The 23,855-nt window shown below is 39.1% G+C and carries 26 protein-coding genes and 1 tRNA gene; 21 read left to right on the top strand and 6 right to left on the bottom strand.

Going from position 1 to position 23,855, the window contains the following annotated elements; genetic code table 11:
• Positions 1-103 precede the first annotated feature (103 nt).
• Positions 104-238 (top strand): hypothetical protein, encoded by a 135-nt coding sequence (locus tag BI291_RS18720; RefSeq protein WP_286271694.1) that lies wholly within the window; start codon positions 104-106, stop codon positions 236-238.
• Between the two features lie 259 nt (positions 239-497).
• On the opposite strand, the gene BI291_RS18010 is transcribed toward BI291_RS18720, so the two are convergent.
• From BI291_RS18010 to BI291_RS18000, 3 genes are all read right to left on the bottom strand, one after another.
• Positions 498-574: transfer RNA gene (locus BI291_RS18010), tRNA-Arg, on the bottom strand.
• Between the two features lie 309 nt (positions 575-883).
• Entirely contained in the window at positions 884-1,885 is a 1,002-nt protein-coding gene (locus tag BI291_RS18005) for a Gfo/Idh/MocA family protein (protein ID WP_074500773.1), read from the bottom strand.
• A gap of 535 nt (positions 1,886-2,420) precedes the next feature.
• On the bottom strand, positions 2,421-3,587 hold the full coding sequence (locus BI291_RS18000) for a flagella assembly protein FlgT (RefSeq protein WP_074500770.1): 1,167 nt from the start codon (positions 3,585-3,587) through the stop codon (positions 2,421-2,423).
• A gap of 252 nt (positions 3,588-3,839) precedes the next feature.
• Between BI291_RS18000 and BI291_RS17995 the strand changes: the two genes are divergently transcribed.
• Entirely contained in the window at positions 3,840-4,505 is a 666-nt protein-coding gene (locus BI291_RS17995; protein WP_074500768.1) for a FlgO family outer membrane protein, read from the top strand.
• A 9-nt stretch (positions 4,506-4,514) separates the two neighbouring features.
• On the top strand, positions 4,515-4,982 hold the full coding sequence (locus BI291_RS17990) for an LPP20 family lipoprotein (RefSeq protein WP_074500766.1): 468 nt from the start codon (positions 4,515-4,517) through the stop codon (positions 4,980-4,982).
• Positions 4,983-5,065: 83 nt separating this feature from the next.
• Here BI291_RS17990 and BI291_RS17985 read toward each other — a convergent pair whose 3' ends face one another.
• The 3 genes from BI291_RS17985 to flgA all read right to left on the bottom strand — a co-directional run bounded on the left by BI291_RS17985 (position 5,066) and on the right by flgA (position 6,609).
• The gene (locus BI291_RS17985; RefSeq protein ID WP_074500763.1) at positions 5,066-5,497 is read right to left on the bottom strand and encodes a flagella synthesis protein FlgN; all 432 of its coding nucleotides are present in this window, start codon (positions 5,495-5,497) and stop codon (positions 5,066-5,068) included.
• Between the two features lie 19 nt (positions 5,498-5,516).
• A complete protein-coding gene (gene flgM, locus BI291_RS17980; RefSeq protein WP_074500761.1) occupies positions 5,517-5,840 on the bottom strand; it encodes a flagellar biosynthesis anti-sigma factor FlgM in 324 nt (107 codons plus the stop codon).
• A 76-nt stretch (positions 5,841-5,916) separates the two neighbouring features.
• Positions 5,917-6,609 (bottom strand): flagellar basal body P-ring formation chaperone FlgA, encoded by a 693-nt coding sequence (flgA, locus tag BI291_RS17975; RefSeq protein ID WP_074500758.1) that lies wholly within the window; start codon positions 6,607-6,609, stop codon positions 5,917-5,919.
• A gap of 177 nt (positions 6,610-6,786) precedes the next feature.
• Here flgA and BI291_RS17970 point away from each other — a divergent pair, with 177 nt between their 5' ends.
• The 18 genes from BI291_RS17970 (at position 6,787) to fliS (ending at position 23,855) form a co-directional block, all read left to right on the top strand.
• Positions 6,787-7,719, top strand: coding sequence for a chemotaxis protein (locus BI291_RS17970; RefSeq protein ID WP_074500756.1), 933 nt, complete (start codon positions 6,787-6,789; stop codon positions 7,717-7,719).
• A 47-nt stretch (positions 7,720-7,766) separates the two neighbouring features.
• On the top strand, positions 7,767-8,597 hold the full coding sequence (locus BI291_RS17965) for a protein-glutamate O-methyltransferase CheR (protein WP_074500754.1): 831 nt from the start codon (positions 7,767-7,769) through the stop codon (positions 8,595-8,597).
• Positions 8,598-8,668: 71 nt separating this feature from the next.
• Positions 8,669-9,067, top strand: coding sequence for a flagellar basal body rod protein FlgB (gene flgB, locus BI291_RS17960; protein WP_074500751.1), 399 nt, complete (start codon positions 8,669-8,671; stop codon positions 9,065-9,067).
• A gap of 2 nt (positions 9,068-9,069) precedes the next feature.
• Complete coding sequence (gene flgC / locus BI291_RS17955) at positions 9,070-9,495, top strand: flagellar basal body rod protein FlgC (RefSeq protein ID WP_074500749.1); 426 nt, start codon at positions 9,070-9,072, stop codon at positions 9,493-9,495.
• Positions 9,496-9,514: 19 nt separating this feature from the next.
• The gene (locus BI291_RS17950; RefSeq protein ID WP_074500746.1) at positions 9,515-10,204 is read left to right on the top strand and encodes a flagellar hook assembly protein FlgD; all 690 of its coding nucleotides are present in this window, start codon (positions 9,515-9,517) and stop codon (positions 10,202-10,204) included.
• A gap of 57 nt (positions 10,205-10,261) precedes the next feature.
• Positions 10,262-11,626: a flagellar hook protein FlgE gene (gene flgE / locus BI291_RS17945; RefSeq protein WP_074500743.1), complete on the top strand. Its 1,365-nt coding sequence runs from the start codon at positions 10,262-10,264 to the stop codon at positions 11,624-11,626.
• A 177-nt stretch (positions 11,627-11,803) separates the two neighbouring features.
• A complete protein-coding gene (flgF, locus tag BI291_RS17940) occupies positions 11,804-12,574 on the top strand; it encodes a flagellar basal-body rod protein FlgF (protein ID WP_074500741.1) in 771 nt (256 codons plus the stop codon).
• 19 nt (positions 12,575-12,593) lie between these two features.
• Positions 12,594-13,382, top strand: a complete 789-nt coding sequence (flgG, locus tag BI291_RS17935) for a flagellar basal-body rod protein FlgG (RefSeq protein ID WP_074500738.1) — start codon at positions 12,594-12,596, stop codon at positions 13,380-13,382.
• Between the two features lie 17 nt (positions 13,383-13,399).
• Positions 13,400-14,083 (top strand): flagellar basal body L-ring protein FlgH, encoded by a 684-nt coding sequence (gene flgH, locus BI291_RS17930; RefSeq protein WP_074500736.1) that lies wholly within the window; start codon positions 13,400-13,402, stop codon positions 14,081-14,083.
• Positions 14,084-14,096: 13 nt separating this feature from the next.
• Complete coding sequence (locus tag BI291_RS17925) at positions 14,097-15,212, top strand: flagellar basal body P-ring protein FlgI (RefSeq protein WP_074500733.1); 1,116 nt, start codon at positions 14,097-14,099, stop codon at positions 15,210-15,212.
• A gap of 13 nt (positions 15,213-15,225) precedes the next feature.
• Positions 15,226-16,191, top strand: coding sequence for a flagellar assembly peptidoglycan hydrolase FlgJ (flgJ, locus tag BI291_RS17920; protein ID WP_083602171.1), 966 nt, complete (start codon positions 15,226-15,228; stop codon positions 16,189-16,191).
• A 43-nt stretch (positions 16,192-16,234) separates the two neighbouring features.
• Positions 16,235-18,217 (top strand): flagellar hook-associated protein FlgK, encoded by a 1,983-nt coding sequence (gene flgK, locus BI291_RS17915; RefSeq protein ID WP_074500728.1) that lies wholly within the window; start codon positions 16,235-16,237, stop codon positions 18,215-18,217.
• An 8-nt stretch (positions 18,218-18,225) separates the two neighbouring features.
• Positions 18,226-19,443 (top strand): flagellar hook-associated protein FlgL, encoded by a 1,218-nt coding sequence (gene flgL, locus BI291_RS17910; RefSeq protein WP_074500725.1) that lies wholly within the window; start codon positions 18,226-18,228, stop codon positions 19,441-19,443.
• Positions 19,444-19,560: 117 nt separating this feature from the next.
• Positions 19,561-20,382 carry a flagellin gene (locus BI291_RS17905; RefSeq protein WP_074500723.1) on the top strand — a complete coding sequence of 274 codons (822 nt, stop codon included), beginning with the start codon at positions 19,561-19,563 and terminating at the stop codon, positions 20,380-20,382.
• A gap of 232 nt (positions 20,383-20,614) precedes the next feature.
• Positions 20,615-21,433 carry a flagellin gene (locus BI291_RS17900; RefSeq protein ID WP_074500720.1) on the top strand — a complete coding sequence of 273 codons (819 nt, stop codon included), beginning with the start codon at positions 20,615-20,617 and terminating at the stop codon, positions 21,431-21,433.
• Positions 21,434-21,513: 80 nt separating this feature from the next.
• Positions 21,514-21,960: a flagellar protein FlaG gene (locus BI291_RS17895; protein WP_074500717.1), complete on the top strand. Its 447-nt coding sequence runs from the start codon at positions 21,514-21,516 to the stop codon at positions 21,958-21,960.
• A 44-nt stretch (positions 21,961-22,004) separates the two neighbouring features.
• Positions 22,005-23,369 carry a flagellar filament capping protein FliD gene (fliD, locus tag BI291_RS17890; RefSeq protein WP_074500715.1) on the top strand — a complete coding sequence of 455 codons (1,365 nt, stop codon included), beginning with the start codon at positions 22,005-22,007 and terminating at the stop codon, positions 23,367-23,369.
• Between the two features lie 42 nt (positions 23,370-23,411).
• Positions 23,412-23,855, top strand: coding sequence for a flagellar export chaperone FliS (gene fliS, locus BI291_RS17885; protein WP_074500712.1), 444 nt, complete (start codon positions 23,412-23,414; stop codon positions 23,853-23,855).

The following is a 23,855-nucleotide window of genomic DNA, read 5'->3' as shown; positions in this document are numbered from 1 at the left end:
AAATAACTTGTTTTTAAGATAAACTATTGAATTAAAGATATTTATCAGATAAGTTGGTCAGGTAGTAGACAAATAATAATGATAAACCTGCTTGGATATAACAATGAAACAGTCGTCTTCAAAAGGAATAAAGCTGACAACCGTCATATTAGCAGTCTTTGTGTTGGCATTATCTGCCGTACTAAGTAATACCTCAGTTGCAGACGACAAGGAAGTAAGTACAGAATTAGCCAATTAATACTTTATTGTACGTTGCCCTAATTCAGTTATTTATAAAAACCGCATTAGTGAAGTGATCCCATTAAGTTGGACACTTCATAGTTGCGGTTTTTTTATAGCTTCTTCATCAGGCCTCGAATCTGGAACAGCGCTTTAGGAGGGCGTCGTTATAAAACTCTTAGGATTACATCTGTCCTGCGAAGGTTCTAGTTCTTCTATAGTAATATGCTGTAGTAGTAATTTAACTGTGAAAATTTATTAGGCTATGAAAATTACGTTGGCGCTTCCGGCAAGATTCGAACTTGCGGCTTTCTCCTTAGGAGGGAGACACTCTATCCAGCTGAGTTACGGAAGCTTTTATATATCACCTTTTGTTTCAAGCATCGATCATACTAATAACATGTTTATCAATTCAATATCTGAACAGAGATTTTTATCGATTTTCTGTCGACCATGTTACCCCTACATATGCTTTCATTGCTACCCTAAATGAGTAAGGGCGCAAAAGATCAACAGACTCTAGTTAATGACGCACAAATTTTCCTTGCACTAAGAAAAAATCCTGTGCTAAAACAGCGTGATAAATAAAAAGCTTACCGTTTCAGTTGATTAGCTAACTTCTTATCCCGAGCTCAGATTAAGTAAAAATTAAATGACAGCTAAGTTAAGAACGTCCTAAAGTACTCACTTGATTATCAGAGGGGAAAACAACATTCGTTTGATGTCGTATCTCAGTAATTATTCTCGCTACAGATAAAGATCTAGCGACTTTATCTACGTCCATTTCGCCAGACTGCACACACTTTGCAAATTCTATCGCTTCATAATACATGGGATTATTGTGCTGTACTTCAGTCAGATCGTTTTCAGGTTGCCCTTTTCTGCATAGCACTACCTGCTCCATCTGCGATAGGTTTTTTACTTGGACTGAACCGTTTTCACCTTGTATCTCACTATTGACGAATGAGTGACTTACTTTCGAGTGTGCAATAACAAGGGTAAAATTAGGATAAATAAAAATGACTTGTCCATTACCATCAACACCTGAAGCCAAAAGGTTTGCTGTGGCTTTTATCGACCTTGGTTCACCAAACAATGCAACAGCAGTTGCAACACAATAGTAACCAATATCCATTATTGAACCATTCGCGAAAGTGGGGTTGAAAGTATTTGGGTTTTCACCCTTAATATATTTTGAATAACGAGAAGAATATTGGCAAAAGTTTAGATGCGCTTGAGTGATTCTACCAATATTATTGAGGCTATCCTGAACTACTTTGAAGTTCGGTAAGAACTCTGTGAGAAATGCTTCAAAAAGCACCACATTGTTTTCTTCGGCAACCCTAAACATTTCTTTTGCTAGCTGAAAGTCAGAGGCTAGCGGTTTTTCACATATAACGTGTTTGCCAGCTTTTAGCATTTGAACAGATTGTTCAAAATGTAGTGAGTTAGGGCTAGCAATGTATACAGCATCTATTTCTGAACAACTCGCTAATTCATCTAGGCAGTTGAATACAAATCTTGCATTGTGCTTGGTGGCTAGAGCTTCAGCTTTTTTCGCGCTCCGAGAGTAAATACCTGCGATATCGAACAAATTGGTATGTTTAATCGCACCTAAAAACTGTTCTGTGATGATATTAGAACCTACAGTAGCTATTCGAATCATATCTTAATTTAAATTCCTTCATTAGGTTGCTGAGTAATGGCAGTTTCTATAATTTTTCACAGAGAGTGCGTATCAAATAGGCTTTGACTGTATTTAAGGTCAACATTTCGCGGTTGACCCTGTAAAATAAAATTATCTATTATGTCTATACAAGCCACCTTTAAGTAGAATTGGCCCCCAGTCACTTGACTCAACAACTAACAGACCCTAAATATCGATTTAACTCAAGTAATTAACTAACTTGATATTGGCCTACTCATTAAAAAACCAAATTAAAGCTAAACGCAAAAATAAGAAAATACCGTACTTATCGTTTTTTTATAGTACTGATAGTGTCAAATCATCATAATAAATACACTTTTGGCATTATTATAAGCTTTAATAAAAACTGACTGTAAGTTGAACGATAGGGCTAGAAGGCCCAGTGTTATCCAGTTAAGCTATGAGGACTAAACCTCGGTTAATTTAAACGTTATTCTTAGTATTGATCAATAGCTAAACAGTATTGGTTCTACTTGCACAGCGATTCATATCTTTAATAGCGCACAACGACATCATTTATTTGAATGCTGTCGATTAAAGCGCCATCAGTGGTTTGAGCAACAGCATTTGATTGCGATACTTGAATCACTTTTACGTTAAACGGACTCACATTAAACCCTGCATATGAGTGGCCACTGTCTGTTATAAAATTTTTGAGGTGTAACAATGAAAATTCATCACCAATTTGCACACCATGCTGTTTTCCTAGATTAAATCGAACTTGATTAGCGTTCACTTGGACAATTTTACCGCGAGTAGGTTGACACATCATGTTGTCATCGATATCAGTACTTACTTGGTTTAGCGCTTGATCGATGATTTGACCGTAACGACTTTGCCAGAAAACATGTGAGTGAGGGTCTACCTGTTCGCGTTTATTGAATGTCCATGGTGCTGCGTTTCGGTAGGTTTTTTCAAATAATCGTTCACCATTAGCACCATTATAAATATGCACGGTTAATTGAAAAAAGCGTTCAAATATATCTTCTTGCCAAAATGCCCAAGAGTTTTCAGCTTGTGTGGCGAATGAGACATCTTCAATTTCTGAATACATAACGTATTGGCTGTCGGTGATATTGGCTAATGACATTGACACCGCTTTAATTTTATCTAGCTGTAAACTATTGTTATATCTTGAAAAGGCACTACTTGATTTCACAGATAATTGCGGTGAAAGGTAGGTGCCATTTTGTTTTATCTGATCAGATAAGCGTTTCATTATCGCTGAATCGAGGGAGTAAATGCCGCCAATATTGGCCTGTTCTCTATGCACTAAATGGCTTTTAGTGATCAGCATAGACTTACGATAATCAGCGGAAAAACATTGCCGCGTTTGCGGAATGATATCTGCTCTTATGGTCACTGTGATGGTTTTATCTTCATGAGTTTCATCTATAATTTCAAAAGCATTAATATTGCCAGTAGCGCGAATATTGATTTCATTCTGAGTTAGCAGACCGTTGACCACTTGTTGAACACTTGAAACAGAAGCACCTGCAACGAGTAGAGCTTTTTTAAGTGCATTTTCAATGGCTTTTGTTCGTGCTTCTATAGAGTCACCTTGGACCACATATGCATGCCCCTGTGATTCATACCACTGGGCGTGTATAGGGCTTACTAATAGACATAAAAATAAAATTACAAAGCTTAGTCGTTGCATTGCTCACCTGATTTATCTTGGCTTTGATCCTGCATTTGATCTTTATAGTTTAGTTAACGTTTTGCATCTGGTGAATTCATTCGCACGATACGAAAGCATAAACTATGTGTCAAAGGCTCGACTCATATATGGTTAATGAGTGTGATGCATATTCTATGCCTATAGTTATTTCTAATACATAGTGTTGATAAGTTGGCGTAATTTTTGCTTTGGAAATAACTATAAAATTTAGTTGTATTTGAGGGGAGCTCAATGAAAACTTGGTTAATGCTTATGTTATTGCCTGGATTAGTATCGTGTAGTGCGATGCATTCAAAAAGTAATAACAATTCAGATGACGACTTTTATCAAGCCGCTCATAAAAATAAAGGCGAAATTGATGCTTACCAACTACCAAAGCATGCGATAAATGATGTGGTGAAAGGCTTAGCGTTTCAGATGCTACAGAGTAGTACTTTTGTCACACCTAAAACACCGGTGGCGGTTGCGTCGTTTGTTCACTTAGCTGATTTAGAGTCAACGAACTGGCTTGGTAATCAACTCTCAGAAAGTTTTGTTCATGAATTGCAGCGGCATGGCTTAATTGTCGTTGACTTTAAAACGACTGGACACATACGTGTTACAAAAGAAGGCGACTATGTATTTAGTCGTGACTGGAAAGAACTTCCAGAGCGTCAGATAATTGACTACGTAGTTACGGGCACGATGATGGAACAGAATGGCGGTGTTATGGTCAATGCTCGTATGATTGGCATGCAATCACGGGTAGTTGTTGCTACTGCGCAGTCATTTATTCCAGAATGGGTTATTGGTGATGAATTACAGCGCAGGGAAAACGTGCGGATAAAAGATGGCATGATCCTACGTGATTCTCAGGCAATGCTTGAAGAAAAAAGAGCTGTTAAAATTCAACAGTAAGGTACGTTTATGAAAACTTGTTCTTTATCTAAAATTTGCTGTGTGGTTGCTTCATTGGCATTACTTGGTTGTAGTTCTGTCTATGATAAACATGTGCAATGGCAAGCTGTAAAACCAGAAGCATTCCCTCTCCTTACTGCTGTAGGTCAAGCACCAATTAGTTTACAGAAATCGTCCAACGACACACAAAAAATGTTGATGGCAATTCATGCCTCTAAAATAGCCGCCTACGCCGAACTTGCTGAGCAAGTCTATGGACAACAGCTTTCTAGTGATTTAACAATGCGTAATTTAATTGTTGAAGACCAACGATTAAAAGCATCTGTGCAAGGTATTATCCGTGGTGCTAAAGTCATTAAAAGTTACCCTGTTGGTGATACCTATACCACAGAGTTACATCTTGATTTTAAGGATGTTTGGGAAATTTATTTAGGGAATAATAGACAGAAAGAAATTAAACACGTTAAATACTATTAATTGTCTTTACGTTAATTGTTGTAACAAAAATGGCCTTACAAACGTAAGGCCATTTTTTTCAATTATTTATTTTTGATGTGATGTTAAGCTTTTATACCTAAGCTGCTAAGCCCACCAGAAGTTTTACCTTTGCTATCATAGGTCACGGAAGATTTATCATTCTGTTGTAATAGAGTGGTTTTTAAACGTTCAACGGCCATTTGCGATTGTTGGATGATATGACCGTTTACTTGGTTTTTTTCTTTACAACGTAGTAACGCTTGCTCTATTGCTTTTAGTACTTCATCTAACTCGCCATTAGCTTTTTGTTCACTAAATGCCAAACTTTGTGAAAATTGTTGATCTAACGTTTGAATATCGAGCAACAACATATTTTTTTGTTCGGTCACTTTAGCAAGCGCATCAGGTGAGTTTTTTTGTAACGTAAGCCGCTCTTCGTCAATAATAGTCTCAAGTTGCTGTAATTGAGCAAACTGCTTATCTAATAATTGACGGTAATTGATATTGTCAGCCACTTACTTTCCTTAAATAGTTTTAAACTGATTCAGCTAAATCAAACTCGAAACTCGCAATACTCGCGGCTAATTTTTCTGGATTAATTTTATAATCACCAGAAGTAATCGCTTTTTTTAGCTCTTCAACTTTTTTCTGATCTACAATCGGAGAGTCTTCAATCTTTTTCTGTAAATCCCCAAGTTGCTTAGCTTGCGGTGTAATTGAAAAAGAGTCTTTACTTGCGACTTTAGCTTGTTCAGTATTCGTTGCGTTTTGCGCGTTCTGTTTTTTAAGTTGAGTTTGCTGGTCAACTTTTTGTTTTACTTGCCCAGTGTTTGACAAGTTATTGATATTTATAGCCATAATAAAACCTTATCGGCAATTAATTGCGGTGTATATTTACTTATCGGCAAATGATTCAATTTCTTTAACCTTTTTATTATAGATTAATCACTACTTGGTTGATAGCTTTAACTTCCGCTGTAACAACTCTACCGGACTGATTATTACGCACTCTAATTTGCTGGCCTCTTACACCGTTAGAAAGCGCTGTTCCTTTTGTTTTGATGGTTAGGTTATCTGTAATTGCACTGATAACGACACTTTCACCTTTGCAGACAATACAAAACATGCGTTTACTAATCACGCTTCCGCTCGTTAAGCTGCGTTTACTCCTTGCGCCATAAGCTAATGTTGGGTCACGAATAACTTCACCACGTGTTTGGTGGATAGGTCGCCATTCTATGGCAATATTACCTTCGTCGAGCACCGTACCTTTTGCTATTTTGATTGTTGACACTAAAACAGGCACTTCTTCTGTCACGCGAACTGGCAGAAAAATGTTCCATGGTGTTGAGCTTTCGCAATATATTTTTACATTGACGTTTCTCGTTGAGTAATTTTCAGGTATATTCGCCTGTAATGGAACCGCGCAGGGATTTATTTGAATTCTTGGGTCAATATCAGCGGGCGTGATCACCCGTTTACTTCCTTGTGAAGCTGGTAAGTTTTGTGCCACGTAATTTTTTGCAAATAATTTAATATCTTCGCGTGTGTATTCTTCTGCACTTATTGGGCTAGACAATAAAGTGTTTAATACAGAAAAAGTGATAAATATCTTTAATTTGCTCATAAATTTTGTAATCTAAATACTAGGGAATTTGAAATACTCGTCTATGCTTATGTAGAGAGCATCGCTGTCGTTATTTTGTGTCAATAATTAGGCACTAAATGTAATTGCTAAGTATACTATCAAGAATTATGCCTTTTAGCCGTTAAAGGTTGCAGGAAAAATTATCAGAGGTTTTTTATGGCAGGAATTTTAGACTCGGTTAACCAACGCACACAGTTGGTAGGACAAAACAGGCTTGAGTTACTACTTTTTAAATTAGTTGGGCGTCAGCGGTTTGGCATCAATGTGTTTAAAGTACGGGAAGTCATGCCCTGCCCTAAATTAACATTACTGCCTAAACAAGATAAATTTGTTAAAGGTGTTGCTCATATTCGTGGACAAACGATTTCTGTGATTGATTTAAGTAAAGCGACTGGCGGGCCTGAAATTATTCCGGATGAAAATGCTTTTGTCATCATTGCTGAATATAACCGTAGTGTACAGGGCTTCTTGGTTGGAGGTGTTGAACGTATTATAAATATTCGTTGGCAAGATATCATGCCACCGCCAGAAGGCGCAGGTAAATCAAGTTACTTAACTGCAGTAACTGAAATTGACAATGAAATGGTGTCGATTTTAGACGTTGAAAAAATTCTTAACGAAATTAACCCAATATCAACAGAGCTTAGTGAAAGTATTATTGATGAGAGTGTTGGGGTTAGCATGGGTGATCGGGTTATTATGATTGCTGATGATTCAACGGTTGCCAGAAACCAAGTCAAAAGAGCGTTAGAACCATTAGGGTTGAAAATGTTATTGGCGAAAAACGGTCAAGATGCTTTAGACCAACTTATGGCACTAGCTGAAGATTGCACATCCATTGATGAAAAAGTGGCATTGTTGATTTCTGATATTGAAATGCCAGAAATGGATGGTTATACATTAACAGCGGAAATAAAAAGCAACGAGCAACTGAGGAAAATGCCTGTAATTTTGCACACATCGTTAAGTGGTGTGTTTAATAACGCAATGGTTGAAAAAGTGGGTGCTGAAGATTTTATTCCTAAGTTTCACCCAGATGAGCTGGCCACCGCAGTTAAAAAGTGGTTAAAAGTAGAAGAATTGGGCTAAGACAGTTTAGTCCGTTTCATCGCGTAGCATAAGGCAGGAAATATATAGTGTCAGCTAGACAACTTGATGATAAAAGTTATCATCAGTTTAGAGAGTTTTTAGAGCAACAATGCGGTATAGTGCTGGGCGATAATAAACAGTATTTGGTTAAAAGTCGCCTTGCGCCTTTGATGGCAAAGTTTGATGTGCTGACTTTAGGCGACTTGGTCACACGAACGTTAAGCCCCATGGAAAGGCAATTGCGCTCTGCGGTTATCGATGCCATGACCACGAATGAAACCCTTTGGTTTCGTGATGAATATCCCTTTGAATTGTTAAAAAAGCGGCTACTTCCAGAGTTTAAAGGGCAGCGCACGCCTGTCAAAATTTGGTCAGCAGCGAGTTCTTCGGGTCAAGAGCCTTATTCAATTGCGATGTCAGCGCAAGAATTTCAACAATCAAACCCTGGCAGTTTACCTGGTAGCGTACAAATTATCGGTACTGATATCTCTAATACCATGTTAGAGCATTGTAAATATGCACATTACGACTCACTTGCTTTATCACGTGGGTTATCACCAGAAAGAAAACGTCAGTTTTTTGAAAATGGTGATAACGGCATGTTAAAAGTTAAGGATCATGTCAAAAAAATGGTGAATTTTCGCCAACTTAATTTGCTGGGCAGTTACAGCTTAATGGGGCGCTTTGATATTGTTTTTTGTCGTAACGTACTGATTTATTTTTCGCCGGAAATAAAAGCGCAAATTTTATCACAAATCCATGGTTCACTTAATAGCGGTGGATACTTGTTTTTAGGGGCTTCTGAGTCACTTTCAGGACTAAATAAAAATTTTAATATGTTACGTTGCCACCCTGGCATCGTGTATCAAAAAAAGTAAGCGTTCTCGTAAATAACTTTCTACTGGCATAATTATTGTATGGCTATCTCCATTAGTTTGGAGGAAGCCCTATGGCCATTAGTTTCGAAAAAGCATTTGGTATTCACCCCGACAGTTTACGTGTGCGTTCACAAAATGCAGAAGTAATCGCGGGAAACATCGCTAATGCCGATACCCCAGGATATAAAGCACAAGGTATGGACTTTAAGACGGCACTTGCCCAAGCGGCAAACCGGCAACAAAGCGGCATGTCTCGTACCCATGAAAAACACTTTGATATTCGTGGTCAGCTTAATAATAATGTGGATTTTCGTGTTTCAAATCAACCAGATACCGGTGATGGCAATACGGTAAATGTACAAATGGAACGAAACTTGTATCTAGATAATTCCATGCACTATCAAGCGAGTCTGCAATTTATGAATAGTAAGATAAGTGGATTGAAAAAAGCGCTAGGCGGAGGTAATTAATTATGAGTTTATTTAATGTGTTCGACATCTCAGCCACAGGCATGAGCGCTCAATCAGTGCGATTAAATACTACGGCAAGTAATATTGCCAATGCTGATAGTGTTAGTAGCAGCATTGATCAAACTTATCGTGCACGTCATCCAGTTTTTGCCGCCGAGATGCAAAAAGCTGCCGCTGCTGCGGGTCAGTCTGAAGCAGTCGGTGTCAAGGTGATGGGTATAGTGGAAAGTAATAAACCGTTGAATATTGAACATGCACCTGATCATCCGATGGCGGATGAGAACGGCTATATATATAAGCCTAATGTGAATGTAATTGAGGAAATGACCAATATGATCTCTGCGTCACGTTCTTATCAAACCAATATTCAATTAGCAGAATCAGCTAAGAATATGTTGAACAAAACGATAATGTTAGGTCAACGATAATTTCTAGTTTGGAGTAATTATGGATTCAGTAACCGGCGGTAGCCCATTAGAATATATGCGTTGGCAACAGGAAGATTACAAAAAGTCTGACGAAAATGATAATGGCATGCTTACCCAAGAAGATTTCTTTGCGTTATTAACAAAAGAACTTTCTCATCAAGATCCAACAAAGCCTGTGGAAAATAATGAGATGATTTCTCAGATGACCGCATTTTCGACTACGGATGGCGTACAAAAACTGAATGAAAAGTTTACTGACTTTGCATCTTCTATGTCGTCTAGTCAAGCATTACAGGCATCATCACTTGTTGGTCGAAGCGTACTGGTTGATGACAATATTTTTGGCAAAGCTGAAGGTGAAGAAGTAAGAGGTAAGTTAGTGACTGATTTACCCGCTAGTAATGTCAATATTTATGTAGAAAACACCGCAGGTGAAATTATTCAAACAGTGGCCGTTGGCAACGTTGATGCGGGTGAATTTTCATTTACATGGAATGGTGAAAACTCCATAGGTGAGCAAGCTCCTACAGGAGCTTACCGATTTAGAATTGCAGGGCTAGTTGATGGCGAAGCCAGCGAATTACAAGCCATGACGTATCGTAAAGTAGACAGTGTCACGTTAGCAGGATCAGGTGGCAATATTGTTCTGAACTTAAATGGTGGTAGCACCATGAAACTCATAGATGTTGTTGAAGTATCAGAAAGTTAATCGTGGCGAATAGCCTGTTTCAGTATTGAAAAAAGATTTAGTAAAAGAGGTGAAGTTATGTCTTTTAATATCGCACTAAGTGGTTTAAATGCCGCACAAAAAGATTTAGATGTTACATCTAATAACATCGCAAACGTTAACACCGTTGGCTTTAAAGAATCGCGAGCTGAGTTTGTTGATGTGTATGCATCGTCATTATTAGCGGCGGGTAAAACCAAAGTGGGTGATGGGGTATTAACCTCTGATGTTGCTCAACAGTTTTCTCAAGGCAGTATTCAATTTACCAATAACGCTTTAGATTTAGCCATTACGGGTAATGGCTTTTTTGCCACAGTCCCAGAACTTGGTAGCTTAGAAACCTCATACACCCGAGCGGGCCAGTTTAAATTAAACGACAGTAACTTTGTGGTGAACTCTCAAGGTCAACATCTACTAGGTTTCCCCGTTAATGCTGACGGCTCTTCGGCGTCAGTGAGTTTAAGTACTGCTTCTCCTATTCGTATTCCAACTTCATCTGGTGCGCCAACACAAACCAGTGAAGTGGATATTCGCATGAATTTACCTGCTGGGGATGCCATTATCACCGGTGCACCGGGTAACTTTGATCATACCGACCCATTAACTTATAACCACTCTACGTCTGTGACAGTGTTTGACTCCTTAGGTGACAGCCATGTAATGACCTACTACTTTGTCAAATCTGCGGCAAATACCTGGGATGTATTTACTGGGGTCGATGGTACATTAGTACCGATTGAAGATCCTGCTGGTGGTAGTACTAACCCTGTTGGTGGTACCGTTTCTGGCCCGTTGGCACCAGGTGGTATTACCGGTGCTCAGTTAACCTTTACCAATTCTGGTGATTTTGATTCTATGATACCAACACCTGCAGAAGGCGGCATTGTTTCGCTTCCTTTAGGTGCGGGTATATTAGCTAATGGTGCCGATGCGACCCAAACCATTGCTATTGACTTTAATTTAGATCCGGGTGGCCCTAATGCCAATGAGCCGACTCAGTTTGCCTCTAATTTTGAAGTGACGGCGCTAGAACAAGATGGGTTAGCCGTTGGTCGATTAACGGGTATTGATATTGATACCGACGGGTTAATTCGCGCAACATACAGTAATGGCACCTCAGAGCCATTATCTCGCATAGCGCTGGTTAACTTTGCTAATGAACAAGGCTTAACCCAAATAGGTAACTCATCGTGGAAAGAAAGTATTAGCTCAGGTGAGGCGTTAGCGGGTGAAGCGGGTACAGGGACTTTTGGTACCGTGCAATCGTCAGCACTTGAACAATCGAACGTGAACTTAACCACTGAGCTGATTGATTTAATCTCAGCGCAGCGTAACTTCCAAGCTAACTCGCGTTCACTGGAAGTAGATAACCAATTAAACCAGACGATTTTACAAATCAGATAATTTTTAATTTTATTGATTTTTTGAAAGCCCTTAACATGTGTTGAGGGCTTTTCACGTTTGCCAAATACCCTCATAATTCTTATATCACCCCCTTCGTATAAATACCTCTATTGTTTTTGCTAGTTGGCACTCTCTTTGCATTTTATACATTAACACTTTTTAGGATTGGAAATTACCATGGATAAAATGCTTTATATCGCCATGAGTGGTGCCAAGCAAAACATGAATGCGTTAGCCATTAACGCTAATAACCTTGCGAATGCTAAGACAACCGGCTTTAAAGCCGATCTTGCGCAAGCACGTTCAATGCAAGCATTTGGTGAAGGTTTGCCTACGCGTGTATTTTCCATGACTGAAAAAGCTAGCCAAAACTTTGACAGTGGTGCGTTACAAACCACTGGTCGTGATTTAGATATTGCCGTTCAAGGCCCTGGCATGATTGCCGTACAAGCTAAAGACGGCCTAGAAGCCTATACGCGTGACGGTCACTTAACCATTACTGAAGAAGGTTATTTACAAACACCTAATGGTGATTTGGTAATGGGAGATACTGGACCAGTATTTTTACCTTTGCCTGTGAATAACATCAAAATATCGAAAGATGGCACAATTATGGTTCAGCCCGCCGGCGCGCCAGCTTCAATACAGGAAGAAGTGGGACGTATTAAGTTAGTTAACCCCGATGTTAGAGATTTAACGCGCGGTAATGACGGGTTGTTTCGAGTAAACGCACAAGCAGAACCTAATAATATTGCGCAAAACAACGTATTAGATGCAGATGTTAACGTGGTGATTCAAAACGGTATGCTTGAATCTAGTAATGTAAACCCTGTCTCAGAAATGACAGAAATGATTGCTTTGCAACGTCAATTTGAAATGCAATTAAAACTTATGAAAACCGCTGAAGAAATTGATTCAGCGAGCGCATCATTATTGCGTGCTTTCTAACGAATTATTGAGGTGATTTATGAACCCAGCATTGTGGATCAGTAAAACAGGCTTAGACGCGCAAACAAAAGAAATTGCCGTTATATCAAATAACTTGGCAAATGCGAGCACGGTTGGCTTTAAGAAAAGTCGAGCGGTGTTTGAAGATTTGCTCTACCAAACAATTAATCAACCAGGTGGCCGTTCAGCACAAGATACTGAAATGCCATCAGGCTTGATGTTAGGTGCAGGCACTAAAGTGGTTGCCACCCAAAAAATACATACACAAGGGGATATGATCACCACAGACAATTCTCTTGATTTGATGGTACAAGGGGAAGGTTTTTTTCAAATATTAATGCCTGATGGTAGTTTGTCTTATACACGAAATGGACAATTTACCATGGATGAAGAAGGTAATGTTGTTACCCCTGGCGCTGGCTATTTAATGCAGCCACAAATTACCATTCCACCAGATGCGCAATCAATTATTGTGTCTCAAGATGGTGAAGTATCAGCCACATTACAAGGGCAAGCAGAGCCAGCCGTAATAGGTCAAATTAATACGGTTAACTTTGTTAACCCGACGGGTTTAGAGCCTATTGGTCAAAACCTATTTGTTGAAACAGCCGTTAGTGGTGCGCCTCAAGAAGGTGTTCCCGGTTTAGAAGGCTTTGGCATGTTGGTACAAGGCGCATTAGAAACCTCAAACGTTAATACCACCGAAGAGCTAGTTAACTTGATTGAAAGCCAACGGGTTTATGAAATGAACTCAAAAGTCATTTCAGCCGTTGATCAAATGCTTAGCTATATCAATCAGCAGTTATAATCAGTAGGAGACGTCACATGAAAAAGTTAATTATGATACTCGTTACATGGATGACGTTGACGGGCTGTGCCAGTGTAGAGCAAGCAAAAGTCTTACCTAATGATCCAGATTTTGCGCCCATTCAGCCTGAAATTCAGGAACAGCCTGTTGTACCTACGGGCTCTTTATTTCGTACCAATTATGTCAATAATATCTATTCAGATTCTAAAGCACACCGTGTTGGCGACATAATTTCTGTGATTTTAAACGAAAATACACAAGCACAAAAAAATGCCAAAACAGAATTAAAGAAAGAAAACAGCAATACGTTAAATCCTATTGTCGGTTTAGGCGGTGCGCCGCTGACTTTTAACGGTGACTCTGTGCAATTCGGTTTAGATCAAGATTCTGACTTCAAAGGTGATTCTAAAGCCAACCAAAGTAATAGTTTAAGCGGTAATATTTCAGTTCACGTTTTACGAGTTTTGCCCAATGGCAATTTAATGATTCGCGGCGAAAAGTGGTTAACGCTCAATAAGGGGGATGAATATATTCGCTTAACAGGTGTTATTCGCCCACAAGATATAACCTCTGCTAATACCATTATTTCCTCAAAAGTAGCAAATGCACGTATTCAATATTCGGGTACTGGTACCTTTGCTGAAGTACAAGAACAAGGGTGGTTGAGTAAATTCTTTAACAGCTCTTGGTGGCCATTATAAGTAGGTGATTAACATGACTGTTTTATTAAAACGATTTTTCGTAGTGTTCGCGTTAGTTGCAACATGTAACGCCAATGCTCAACGTGTCAAAGACTTAGTCGATGTGGCGGGTGTTAGAAATAACCAATTAGTCGGTTATGGCTTAGTTGTAGGTTTACCAGGTACCGGTGAACAGAGCCCGTTTACTGAACAAAGTTTCAAAACGATGTTGAGTAATTTCGGTATTACCATGCCACAGAATTTAAAACCCAAAATTAAAAATGTTGCTGCCGTGGCCGTTCACGCTGATTTGCCCGCATTTGCAAAGCCAGGACAAACCATAGATATCACCGTATCATCAATGGGCAGTGCACAAAGCTTACGTGGTGGTACATTATTGCAAACGATTCTAATGGGGATCGATGGAAATGCTTACGCTGTTGCGCAAGGGAGCTTAGTTGTCAGTGGTTTAGGTGCAGAAGGCTTAGATGGATCTAAAGTGATTGTGAACACGCCAACGGTTGGTCGCATTGCTAATGGTGCGATAGTTGAACGAGAGGTCGTTTCTCCCTTTGCCATGGGTGATCATATTACCTTTAATTTACGTAACTCTGATTTTACGACAGCAAAAAACCTAGAAAAGGCCATTAATAGTGAGTTTGCGAATCCGAATGATCCTTCAACCTTTATTGCAAGAGCAATTGATGCAACATCAGTACAAGTAACTGCCCCAAGAGATGCGAGCCAACGAGTAACCTTTCTATCAATGTTAGAAAATCTTGAATTTGAGCCAGACTCACCAGCAGCAAAAGTGATTGTTAATTCAAGAACCGGTACGATTGTTATTGGTAAGGATGTACGTTTGTTGCCAGCAGCTATCACCCATGGCGGTATAACTGTGACCATTAATGAAAACCCAGAAGTTACGCAACCTGACGCTTTTGCAGAAGGTGAAACGGCAATCACAACGACTTCCATTGTTGATGTGAATCAAAATGATAATCGCATGTTTGTTTTTAACCCAGGTATTACCTTGGATGCGTTAGTTAGAGCGGTTAATAATGTCGGTGCCGGGCCCGGCGATGTAATGGCCATTTTAGAAGCTTTGCAACAAGCTGGCGCATTGCGCGGCGAGTTGGTTATTATTTAACTTAGCGAGCTGCATGATGAATACGCGAATAGGTGATGCTCAAAATTATTTAGACCTGAATGGGTTAAATGATATTCGCTTGCAATCAAAACAAACTAACAAAGAAGATAAGCAGCAAGCATTATCGCAAGCGGCAAAGCAATTTGAAGCGATTTTTATGCAAATGCTGCTTAAAAGTATGCGTAGTGCACAAGAAGTACTTGAGTCTGACAGTCCGTTTAATAGCGAGTCAACAAAGTTTTATCGCGACATGCATGATCAACAATTAGCGTTAGAATTATCAAATAATGGCTCACTTGGGCTTTCTGATCTCATTGTTCGTCAACTAGGTGGTGATTCTGAAAACTATACGCCGCAATCCTTGTTTAAATCGAATACCTTTGCCGATATGCAAGCGAAAAAAAACGAATTATCTGTTAACTCGCTTTTAAATCGTCAAACTTCTGACAATAACCTAATGCCTTCAGCGGAGGCATCTGCACAAACCACGACGCCAACTCAGGCGAACTTTGAACAGCCAGAAGATTTTGTTAGCGCATTAACTGCGCCAGCGAAGTTGGTTGAAGAAAAGTTAAAAGTACCGTTTGAAGTGGTTATTGCTCAAGCAGCGCTTGAAACGGGTTGGGGACAAAAAATTATCCAACAAGAGAACGGTACTAGTTCAAATAACTTGTTTAATATCAAAGCGGATAATCGCTGGAGCGGCGATAAAATTCACAAAGAAACCCTTGAATACGAACACGGTACTATGGTGAAAAAGCGCGAACCGTTCAGGGTATATAACAACCTGATGGAAAGTGCGGTTGATTATGTCGACTTTTTGTCAACAAATAGCCGTTATCAAGGCGCATTACAGCAAGTTGGTAATGTGGAACAATTCCTGCATAGCTTACAAGGTGCCGGTTATGCGACGGACCCTCAATATGCGACAAAAATCATGGGGACACTACGTAGAGTAACCAGCTTATTAAGTAAATAAACCTTAATTTTTAAGTTGTTTTATCTCTGTAGGAGTGTCAATCATGTCGTTTAATTTATACCAAACTGGGGTTAGTGGGTTACTATCTTCACAGCAACAGTTGGCGACAACTGGCCATAACATTGCCAACGTTAATACTGAGGGTTATAACAGACAACGCGCTGAACAAACCACTCTTTCAGGTGACAGCTTTGGTGGAAACTTCCTGGGTTCAGGCACTTATGTGGACGATATTACGCGGTTATATAATAAATTTTCATATAAAGAACAACTACTTAATAGTACAAATCTCGGTGAATCTAACGCTCTACATGCAAGCTTGACACAATTAAACGAGATCATGAGTACTTCGGGTAACCAAGTATCTTCTTCAATAGACCGTTTTTATACTGCCATTAACAGTATCGCAGATAACCCCAGCGATTTAGGCTTACGTAACATCGCACTAACGCAAGCTGGTATACTCGCAAGTGATTTACAATCAATTAGTAAAAACTTTGATCAGCTTGAAAACTCTACCAACAATGAAATCAACCAAGTTGCCAGTAAAATTACTGAAATTTCACATGAGCTCGCTAAAATTAATGAATCGATATTACAAAATAAAGGCTTCGGAGCAGCAGGGCAGCCTAACGATTTATTAGACAAGCGCGACCAATTAATCACTGAGTTAAGTCAATTTACCAGTGTAAACACTGTTTCGGATAAAAACGGTGTGATGACTGTCATGATAGGGAGTGGTGCAACACTTGTTGCCGGGCTTACACCGTTAAGTGTGAATGTAGTGGCAGGTGACCCTGATCCGAATAAAACCTCATTAGAAATTGCTGGCGCTAATGGTTCTGTAGCCTTGTCGCAAAAAACACTTGGCGGACAATTAGGCGCTAAATTTGCTTTTCGTGATAATTATTTAGATCAAACGAGACGAGATATTGATCGTTTAGCTATGGCCATTTCAGAAACATTAAATGCTAGCCAAGCTGATGGCCTCGATTTAAATCAAATTCAAGGGGCCAACTTATTCACAGATATCAATTCACCCACATTAATGGCTTCACGTGTATTAACACCAGCCTCTAATGCTGGTTCGCTAACCGCAGAAGTATCGATAAGCGATATAAGTTTAGTGCCCGCTGATGAATTCCAAATCACTTTTGATGGGGCTAACTATCAAATGCGTAATATGACCACAGGTACAGTTGATAATTTAGGTGCCCCCGGTAGCGGTACTTATACCACAGCTTACGGCTTTGAATTTGTTGAAACCGGTGGTGCCCCGAGTGCAAATGATTCTTTTGTAATAAGACCTACAGAAAATAGCGCAGCATTAATTGAAGCTCAGATTACGGATGGTGCAGCCATTGCTGCTGCAACCCCTGTGGCTATAAGACCATCAGATAATAATGTCAGCCCAGGTAAAATAGAAATTGTAAACATGATTGACCCTGTTGCTGCTCGTGCTGAAATGCCTATGCGGATTGATATTTTAGAAAACCCAGTGGGTGTGTTTAACTATACGATTACTGATAAACTTGGCGTGACGTCGGCGCCAATACCGTATACGCCACCTACACCTCCTGCAACATTTACCGTTGATTTACCTCCTGCACCAGCAACGGCTCAATTTCAGGTCAATATTTCTGGTACGCCTTCTGGTTCTGCTCCTAATGCACCTGAACAATTCTTTATTGAAGATGCTTATGGTATTGGTAATGGCAGTAATGCTGTAGATATGGCGTTGACTCAAGAGCAGGGGATTATTAATGGTGGCAGGGAATCTTTTTCAAAAAGCTTAGGTGTTTCAACAGCGAATGTGGGTTCAAAAGCAGCATCTGCCGAGTTAGTGGCTGATACAGCTCAAGCGTTATTTACCCAAGCTTATAACCGAAACCAAGAAACGTCTGGCGTTAATTTAGATGAAGAAGCCGCTAATTTATTGCGCTTCCAGCAAGCATATCAAGCGGCATCTCAAATTATTTCAACGGCTAATACTATTTTTGACACCTTGTTAGCAGTGGCTAGGTAGGAGGATTTATGCGCGTATCAACAGCACAGTTTTATTATCAAAATAGCCTGCAACTTAGTAATAAGCAATCAGGTGTTAATGATCAAATTGGCTATATTTCGAGTGGTAAACGAGTATTAACAGCGAAAGATGATGCCGTACAATTTGGCACATTAACGGGCTATAAAGATGAATTAGCGAATATTGAAAAGTATAAACGTAATATTTCCCAAGCAGAAAGTCGTAATAGCTTGATTGAAACTTCGTTCGCAAATGCTACCGATATCATGCAAGAATTTAAACAGCGCTTTATTCAAGTTCAAAATGGTACGCAATCGGACTCTGACTTATTAGCATTAGCAGATTTAGCGAAAGATAGCTTAGAGCAAATGTTAGATATTGCTAACCTGAAAGATGAAACGGGTGGCTATATTTTTTCTGGTTATCAAATAGATGTTCAGCCTTTTAGCCTTCAGCCGGATAACTCGGTAGTTTATCAAGGTGATAGTGGAGAACGCCAGTTACAAATTGCAAAAAGTGTCAATGTACCGACAAACTTAGCCGGTGACGACGCATTTATGAAAGCACCCAATACTATTGGTGATTATTCCGCTGTATATAATACCAATAACTCAGGCATTCGTGTTAACCGCGCTGAAATCATTAACCCTGGTTTAAATAATGTGACACCGGGGGCTGGTTTTCCCCCTGATTATAATTTTAATTTTGTGACCGCTACTGATTTGGTGGTAACTGATGCCGATGGTGATGTTATGGCTAACATTGCCGGCTACACACCAGGGCAAATCGTTTCCTTACCAAATGGTGTTGAAGTTCAGATAGACGGCAACCCATTGCCGGGTGACAATTTTGATCTTACACCACAGCAAAACGTGAGTGTTTTTGAAACAATGAAACAGGCGATTGATTGGATTTCTCAAGGTAATAATCCAGCTGATCCTACTCAACATAAAGTTGATTACGACAATATTCTAAGTCAGATTGATTCGGCGTTAAATCAAGTTGTGTCGAATCAAACTACAGCAGGCATTAGATTGCAACTTATTGAAAATCAAGAAAACAATCACCTTGATTCTGAACTTTATCTACAAAAAGGGCGCTCAAACATTGAAGATTTGGACTACGCAAAAGCTATTGCAGAGTTCGAACAATCAAAAGTCTCTTTACAGGCCGCACAGCAAACCTTTGTTCAAGTGAAAAACCTAAGTTTATTTAATTATTTGTAATGTTGGCACAACGTATGCAGGTATGTGATTGTCAATTTTTTTGATTATCGTGGTTCAGCACTTTGTTGTTATCAGCACAAGAACCACTACCTAACTAATTTTTAGGAGATGATAGCAATGGCTTTAGTAGTAAATAGTAACATCGCATCTTTAAATGCACAGCGCCAATTAAATGGCTCAACAAATGACCTACAGACTAACTTTGAAAGGTTGTCATCAGGTAAACGTATCAACAGCGCGAAAGATGATGCAGCGGGCTTACAAATATCAAGTCGATTAACTGCACAAATTAACGGCCTTAATCAGGCAGCGCGTAACGCTAACGATGGTATTTCATTAGCACAAACTGCTGAAGGGGCGTTAGATGAGTATACCAATGCACTTCAACGTATGCGTACACTTTCAGTACAATCGTTAAACGGCTCAAACAGTGACTCTGACCGTAAAGCACTTGATGCTGAGTTCCAAGAACTTGAAACGGAATTAACGCGTATTTCGACAGATACTGGTTTTGCTGGTGAGAACTTATTAGATGGTTCTTATACAGGAAAGGTTTTCCAGGTAGGTGCTGATAACGGTCAAAATATTGAAATTAGTATTGGGCAAAACTTTGCCGCACTATCAATTTTATCAAGTATTGATGGTATTTCAGAAGCAAGTCATGCATCTGACGCTTTAGCTGCAATTGATAGTGCGTTAGCTATAGTAACGTCTACACGTGCTGATTTAGGTGCTAAGCAAAACCGTTTTGGTTCTATTATTCGTAGTAATGATAATACGGCGCAAAACTTATCAGCATCAAGATCGCGTATTCAAGATACAGATTATGCTCATGAGAGTGCGGCATTAGCAAGAAGTACGGTATTACAACAGGCTTCAAGCTCGATGTTAGCTCAGGCGAACCAACAGCCACAAATAGCGTTATCGTTGTTACAGTAATCAAATAGTATCGCTTCTTTATTAAAAAACCCTCAAATGAGGGTTTTTTTTGTGTTTTTTATTTATATAAAAACCAATGGGTTAAATTCATTCCTGATATCTTTTTAGTTTTTTTTCTAAAAAAGTTTAAAGTTAATTTTTTATTTACCGATAAAGTTCTCAGAAGGGGCTTGGTTATGTAACTAACCTCATAGATTAACTAACTAGAATGGGTTCTCCCAGGAGCGTAATCATGGCTTTAGTAGTAAATAGTAACATTGCATCAATCAATTCACAGCGTCAATTAGCTAATTCAACGAATAGCTTATCAACAAACTTCGAACGTTTATCATCAGGTAAGCGTATCAACAGTGCAAAAGATGATGCTGCAGGTTTACAAATATCAAGTCGCTTAACAGCACAAATTAACGGTTTAAACCAGGCTTCACGTAACGCCAATGATGGTATTTCTTTAGCGCAAACAGCTGAGGGTGCTTTAGAAGAGTACACAAATACACTACAACGTATGCGTACACTTTCAGTTCAAGCATTGAACGGTTCAAATAGCGCTGCTGATAGAACAGCACTAGATTCTGAATTCCAAGAGTTAGAAACAGAATTAACGCGTATTTCAACAGATACAGGTTTCGCCGGTGAAAGCTTATTAAATGGTACTTACACAGGTAAAGTATTCCAAGTAGGTGCTGATAATAACCAAGGTATTACTTTAAGTATCGGTCAAAACTTTACCGCTGCTTCAGTATTATCAAGCATCGTAGGTGTGACAACTGCAACTGCTGCATCTGCATCTTTAGCGAAAATTGATGCTGCACTAGTAACGGTAAACGACACGCGTGCTGACTTAGGTGCTAAGCAAAACCGCTTCTCTTCTATCATTCGTAGTAATGATAATACGTCGCAAAACTTATCAGCATCAAGATCTCGTATTCAAGATACTGACTACGCTGCAGAAAGTGCTGCATTAGCAAGAAGTACGGTACTACAACAGGCATCAAGCTCAATGTTAGCACAGGCTAATCAGCAGCCACAAATAGCACTATCTTTATTATAAACGAAAGGTAAGTTATAGTTTAGATAGTTAATGGCACTCACAATGAGTGCCATTTTACCAATAAAAAGTAGGAGTAAATTATGGTTAAAGCAGTTGTAGCAGATGCAAGACCATCAAACCAATTCTCTGAACTTGCCCAGCAGCCCCAGAAAGTTAGTAAAGACGATGAAGCCAAAAAAGCTGAACTTAAAGCTGTTGAGCTCGACTATGCTAAACTAAAAGATATTGAAGAGTTACAGCAAAAGAAAATAGAAGCACAAGAAGCTAAAACAGAAGAAGAATCAAACGCTGAAATAAAAACAGCCTTAGACGAAATTTCAGAGTTTATGCAGCTTTATAATCGTAATGTAAACTTCTCTATGGATGAAGAATCAGAGAAAACGGTTATTAAAGTCTTTGATACTGAAAGTAATGAATTGATCAAACAGTTTCCATCTGACGAGCTGATTGAATTAGCACAAAAAATTAAAGGTTTGCGTCAAGATATTGACCTTAAATCTGGTATATTTCTTGATGAAAAAGTGTAAATTATCTTTTTTGCAATAATCTACATTTATTTTAGGAGGGTATTATGAACATAACGTCTGCAGGTGTCGGTTCTGGTTTAGATCTTGAATCTATCATTGAAGCCTTTGTCACCGCTGAATCTATACCCACTGAAGTTCGATTACAAGAAAGAGAAGACAGAGTAAAGGCTGAGCTTTCTGGTCTTGGCACTTTCAAATCAGCCCTTTCTACCTTCCAATCTGTTGCTGATAAACTTGCATCAATAGATGATTTTAGCAAGCAAATTATTTCAGCGAGTAATGAAGACATTACTGTTTCTACCAATGGCTTTGCCAGTAGCGGTAGTTTTGATATTGAAGTAATTCAGCTCGCACAAGCTACTCGTATTCAAACAGAAGACTATGCCAGTTCTACCACAACAGTCGGTGCTGGTACTTTAACGTTTGGTGCTGGTGCTGATACCTTTGATGTTACCATTGATGCAGCTGATGACCTATCAGCTATTCGTGATAAAATTAATGCGGAAAGTGGCAATTTTGGTGTTACTGCAAGTTTAATAAACAGCGACTCTGGTACATACCTAACCTACACCTCAACGAAAACTGGCTTGGCGAATGAGCTTTCTGTATCTACTGGTGATGCTGCACTTGATGGCTTGGCTACAAACGCAACAGTAACCCGTAATGCACAAGATGCAATTATTGAAGTGGACGGTAATGGTAATTTCATCACCAATGATACCAATGAGTTTAAAAACAGTATTGAAGACGTCACTATTGTTGCTAACAATGTTTCTGCCTCTGGCCCAGCAACGTTAAGTATTGCTCAAGATCAAGAAGCGCCTAAAGAATTAATTACTGAGTTTGTCAGTGCATTTAATGCCTTATCTGAAAGTATGGATGTGTTAGGATCTGCTAAGTTTGGTAAGTTAGCGTTTGATTCAGATTTACGCTCGATGGATGGACAATTAAAGAATGTTTTAATTAATACCGTGTCAGGTATGAGTGGAGATATTCAATCTTTGGGTGATATGGGCATACAGTTCGATAAATTTGGTGTGTTAAAAGTATCAGAAGTTGCAACGGGTTCGTTAAAAAGTGGTTCTGAAATGCTTTCAGATGCCCTTGAAAATAATATCGATGAAGTTGGTGCAATTTTTGCTTCTCCTAATGGTGTCATCGATCAATTAACCACGTTAATTGAAGGCTATAATGATAGCGATGGTACATTGACGCAGCGACAGAAAAATTTAAATGAAGATTTGACAGATATCTCTGACGAATACGATAATTTAGAAGCGCGTTTAAGAAATTACGAAGATACTTTAAGACAGCGATTTGCTTTTTTAGACTCAACGGTTGCTGGTTATAATGCCACAGCGAATTGGTTAGAAACTGCGCTAAAACCAGCGAACACTGGTAGTAGTTAAAAAAATGCAAATACTGGAAAGTAATGCAGTAGGAGAATTATCATGAGAAAGAACTTAAGTGCATATAAACAAGTCGATATTAATAGCAATATATTAGCTTCTGACCCACACCAAATTATTTTGTTAATGTTCGATGGTCTATTAAAAGGTATTGCTACAGCTAGAGGGGCTATCGAGCGAAAAGACTATGAACTGAAAGCACAATCTTTAACAAAGTCGATTAATATTTTAGATGCGTTAATTCAGTCATTAGATTTTGATAGCCAACCTGAAATTTCTAAGAACTTCGAAGTGATGTACAGTTACTGTATAGATTGTTTGATGGAAGCGAGTACATCATTAAATTTTGCTAAGTTAGACGAAGTGGTTGATATGATTAAGCCGGTTAGAAGTGCATGGTCAGAGATGCCAGAAGATGCGAAACAAGAAGGTCTAGACAAGCTAAAGCAAAAAAATGATGAAACTACGGCGGCTGTAGGAGCTTAG

Source organism: Thalassotalea sp. PP2-459, from assembly GCF_001913705.1.
Taxonomy (GTDB): Bacteria; Pseudomonadota; Gammaproteobacteria; order Enterobacterales; family Alteromonadaceae; genus Thalassotalea_C; species Thalassotalea_C hakodatensis.
The sequence above is the reverse complement of the archived record's forward strand: the minus strand, read 5'-3'. Positions and strand labels throughout refer to the sequence as shown.

Bases quoted from the DNA above. Each gene is read 5' to 3' on its own strand.
- BI291_RS17995 (WP_074500768.1), top strand. From the start codon at position 3,840: ATGAAAACTTGGTTAATGCTTATGTTATTGCCTGGATTAGTATCGTGT.
- flgA (WP_074500758.1), bottom strand. From the start codon at position 6,609: ATGAGCAAATTAAAGATATTTATCACTTTTTCTGTATTAAACACTTTA.
- flgB (WP_074500751.1), top strand. From the start codon at position 8,669: ATGGCCATTAGTTTCGAAAAAGCATTTGGTATTCACCCCGACAGTTTA.
- BI291_RS17905 (WP_074500723.1), top strand. From the start codon at position 19,561: ATGGCTTTAGTAGTAAATAGTAACATCGCATCTTTAAATGCACAGCGC.
- BI291_RS18720 (WP_286271694.1), top strand. From the start codon at position 104: ATGAAACAGTCGTCTTCAAAAGGAATAAAGCTGACAACCGTCATATTA.
- BI291_RS18005 (WP_074500773.1), bottom strand. From the start codon at position 1,885: ATGATTCGAATAGCTACTGTAGGTTCTAATATCATCACAGAACAGTTT.
- flgK (WP_074500728.1), top strand. From the start codon at position 16,235: ATGTCGTTTAATTTATACCAAACTGGGGTTAGTGGGTTACTATCTTCA.
- BI291_RS17950 (WP_074500746.1), top strand. From the start codon at position 9,515: ATGGATTCAGTAACCGGCGGTAGCCCATTAGAATATATGCGTTGGCAA.
- flgE (WP_074500743.1), top strand. From the start codon at position 10,262: ATGTCTTTTAATATCGCACTAAGTGGTTTAAATGCCGCACAAAAAGAT.
- fliS (WP_074500712.1), top strand. From the start codon at position 23,412: ATGAGAAAGAACTTAAGTGCATATAAACAAGTCGATATTAATAGCAAT.
- BI291_RS17970 (WP_074500756.1), top strand. From the start codon at position 6,787: ATGGCAGGAATTTTAGACTCGGTTAACCAACGCACACAGTTGGTAGGA.
- BI291_RS17990 (WP_074500766.1), top strand. From the start codon at position 4,515: ATGAAAACTTGTTCTTTATCTAAAATTTGCTGTGTGGTTGCTTCATTG.
- flgJ (WP_083602171.1), top strand. From the start codon at position 15,226: ATGATGAATACGCGAATAGGTGATGCTCAAAATTATTTAGACCTGAAT.
- BI291_RS18000 (WP_074500770.1), bottom strand. From the start codon at position 3,587: ATGCAACGACTAAGCTTTGTAATTTTATTTTTATGTCTATTAGTAAGC.
- flgC (WP_074500749.1), top strand. From the start codon at position 9,070: ATGAGTTTATTTAATGTGTTCGACATCTCAGCCACAGGCATGAGCGCT.
- BI291_RS17900 (WP_074500720.1), top strand. From the start codon at position 20,615: ATGGCTTTAGTAGTAAATAGTAACATTGCATCAATCAATTCACAGCGT.
- flgF (WP_074500741.1), top strand. From the start codon at position 11,804: ATGGATAAAATGCTTTATATCGCCATGAGTGGTGCCAAGCAAAACATG.
- flgL (WP_074500725.1), top strand. From the start codon at position 18,226: ATGCGCGTATCAACAGCACAGTTTTATTATCAAAATAGCCTGCAACTT.
- flgG (WP_074500738.1), top strand. From the start codon at position 12,594: ATGAACCCAGCATTGTGGATCAGTAAAACAGGCTTAGACGCGCAAACA.
- flgM (WP_074500761.1), bottom strand. From the start codon at position 5,840: ATGGCTATAAATATCAATAACTTGTCAAACACTGGGCAAGTAAAACAA.
- BI291_RS17925 (WP_074500733.1), top strand. From the start codon at position 14,097: ATGACTGTTTTATTAAAACGATTTTTCGTAGTGTTCGCGTTAGTTGCA.
- fliD (WP_074500715.1), top strand. From the start codon at position 22,005: ATGAACATAACGTCTGCAGGTGTCGGTTCTGGTTTAGATCTTGAATCT.
- flgH (WP_074500736.1), top strand. From the start codon at position 13,400: ATGAAAAAGTTAATTATGATACTCGTTACATGGATGACGTTGACGGGC.
- BI291_RS17895 (WP_074500717.1), top strand. From the start codon at position 21,514: ATGGTTAAAGCAGTTGTAGCAGATGCAAGACCATCAAACCAATTCTCT.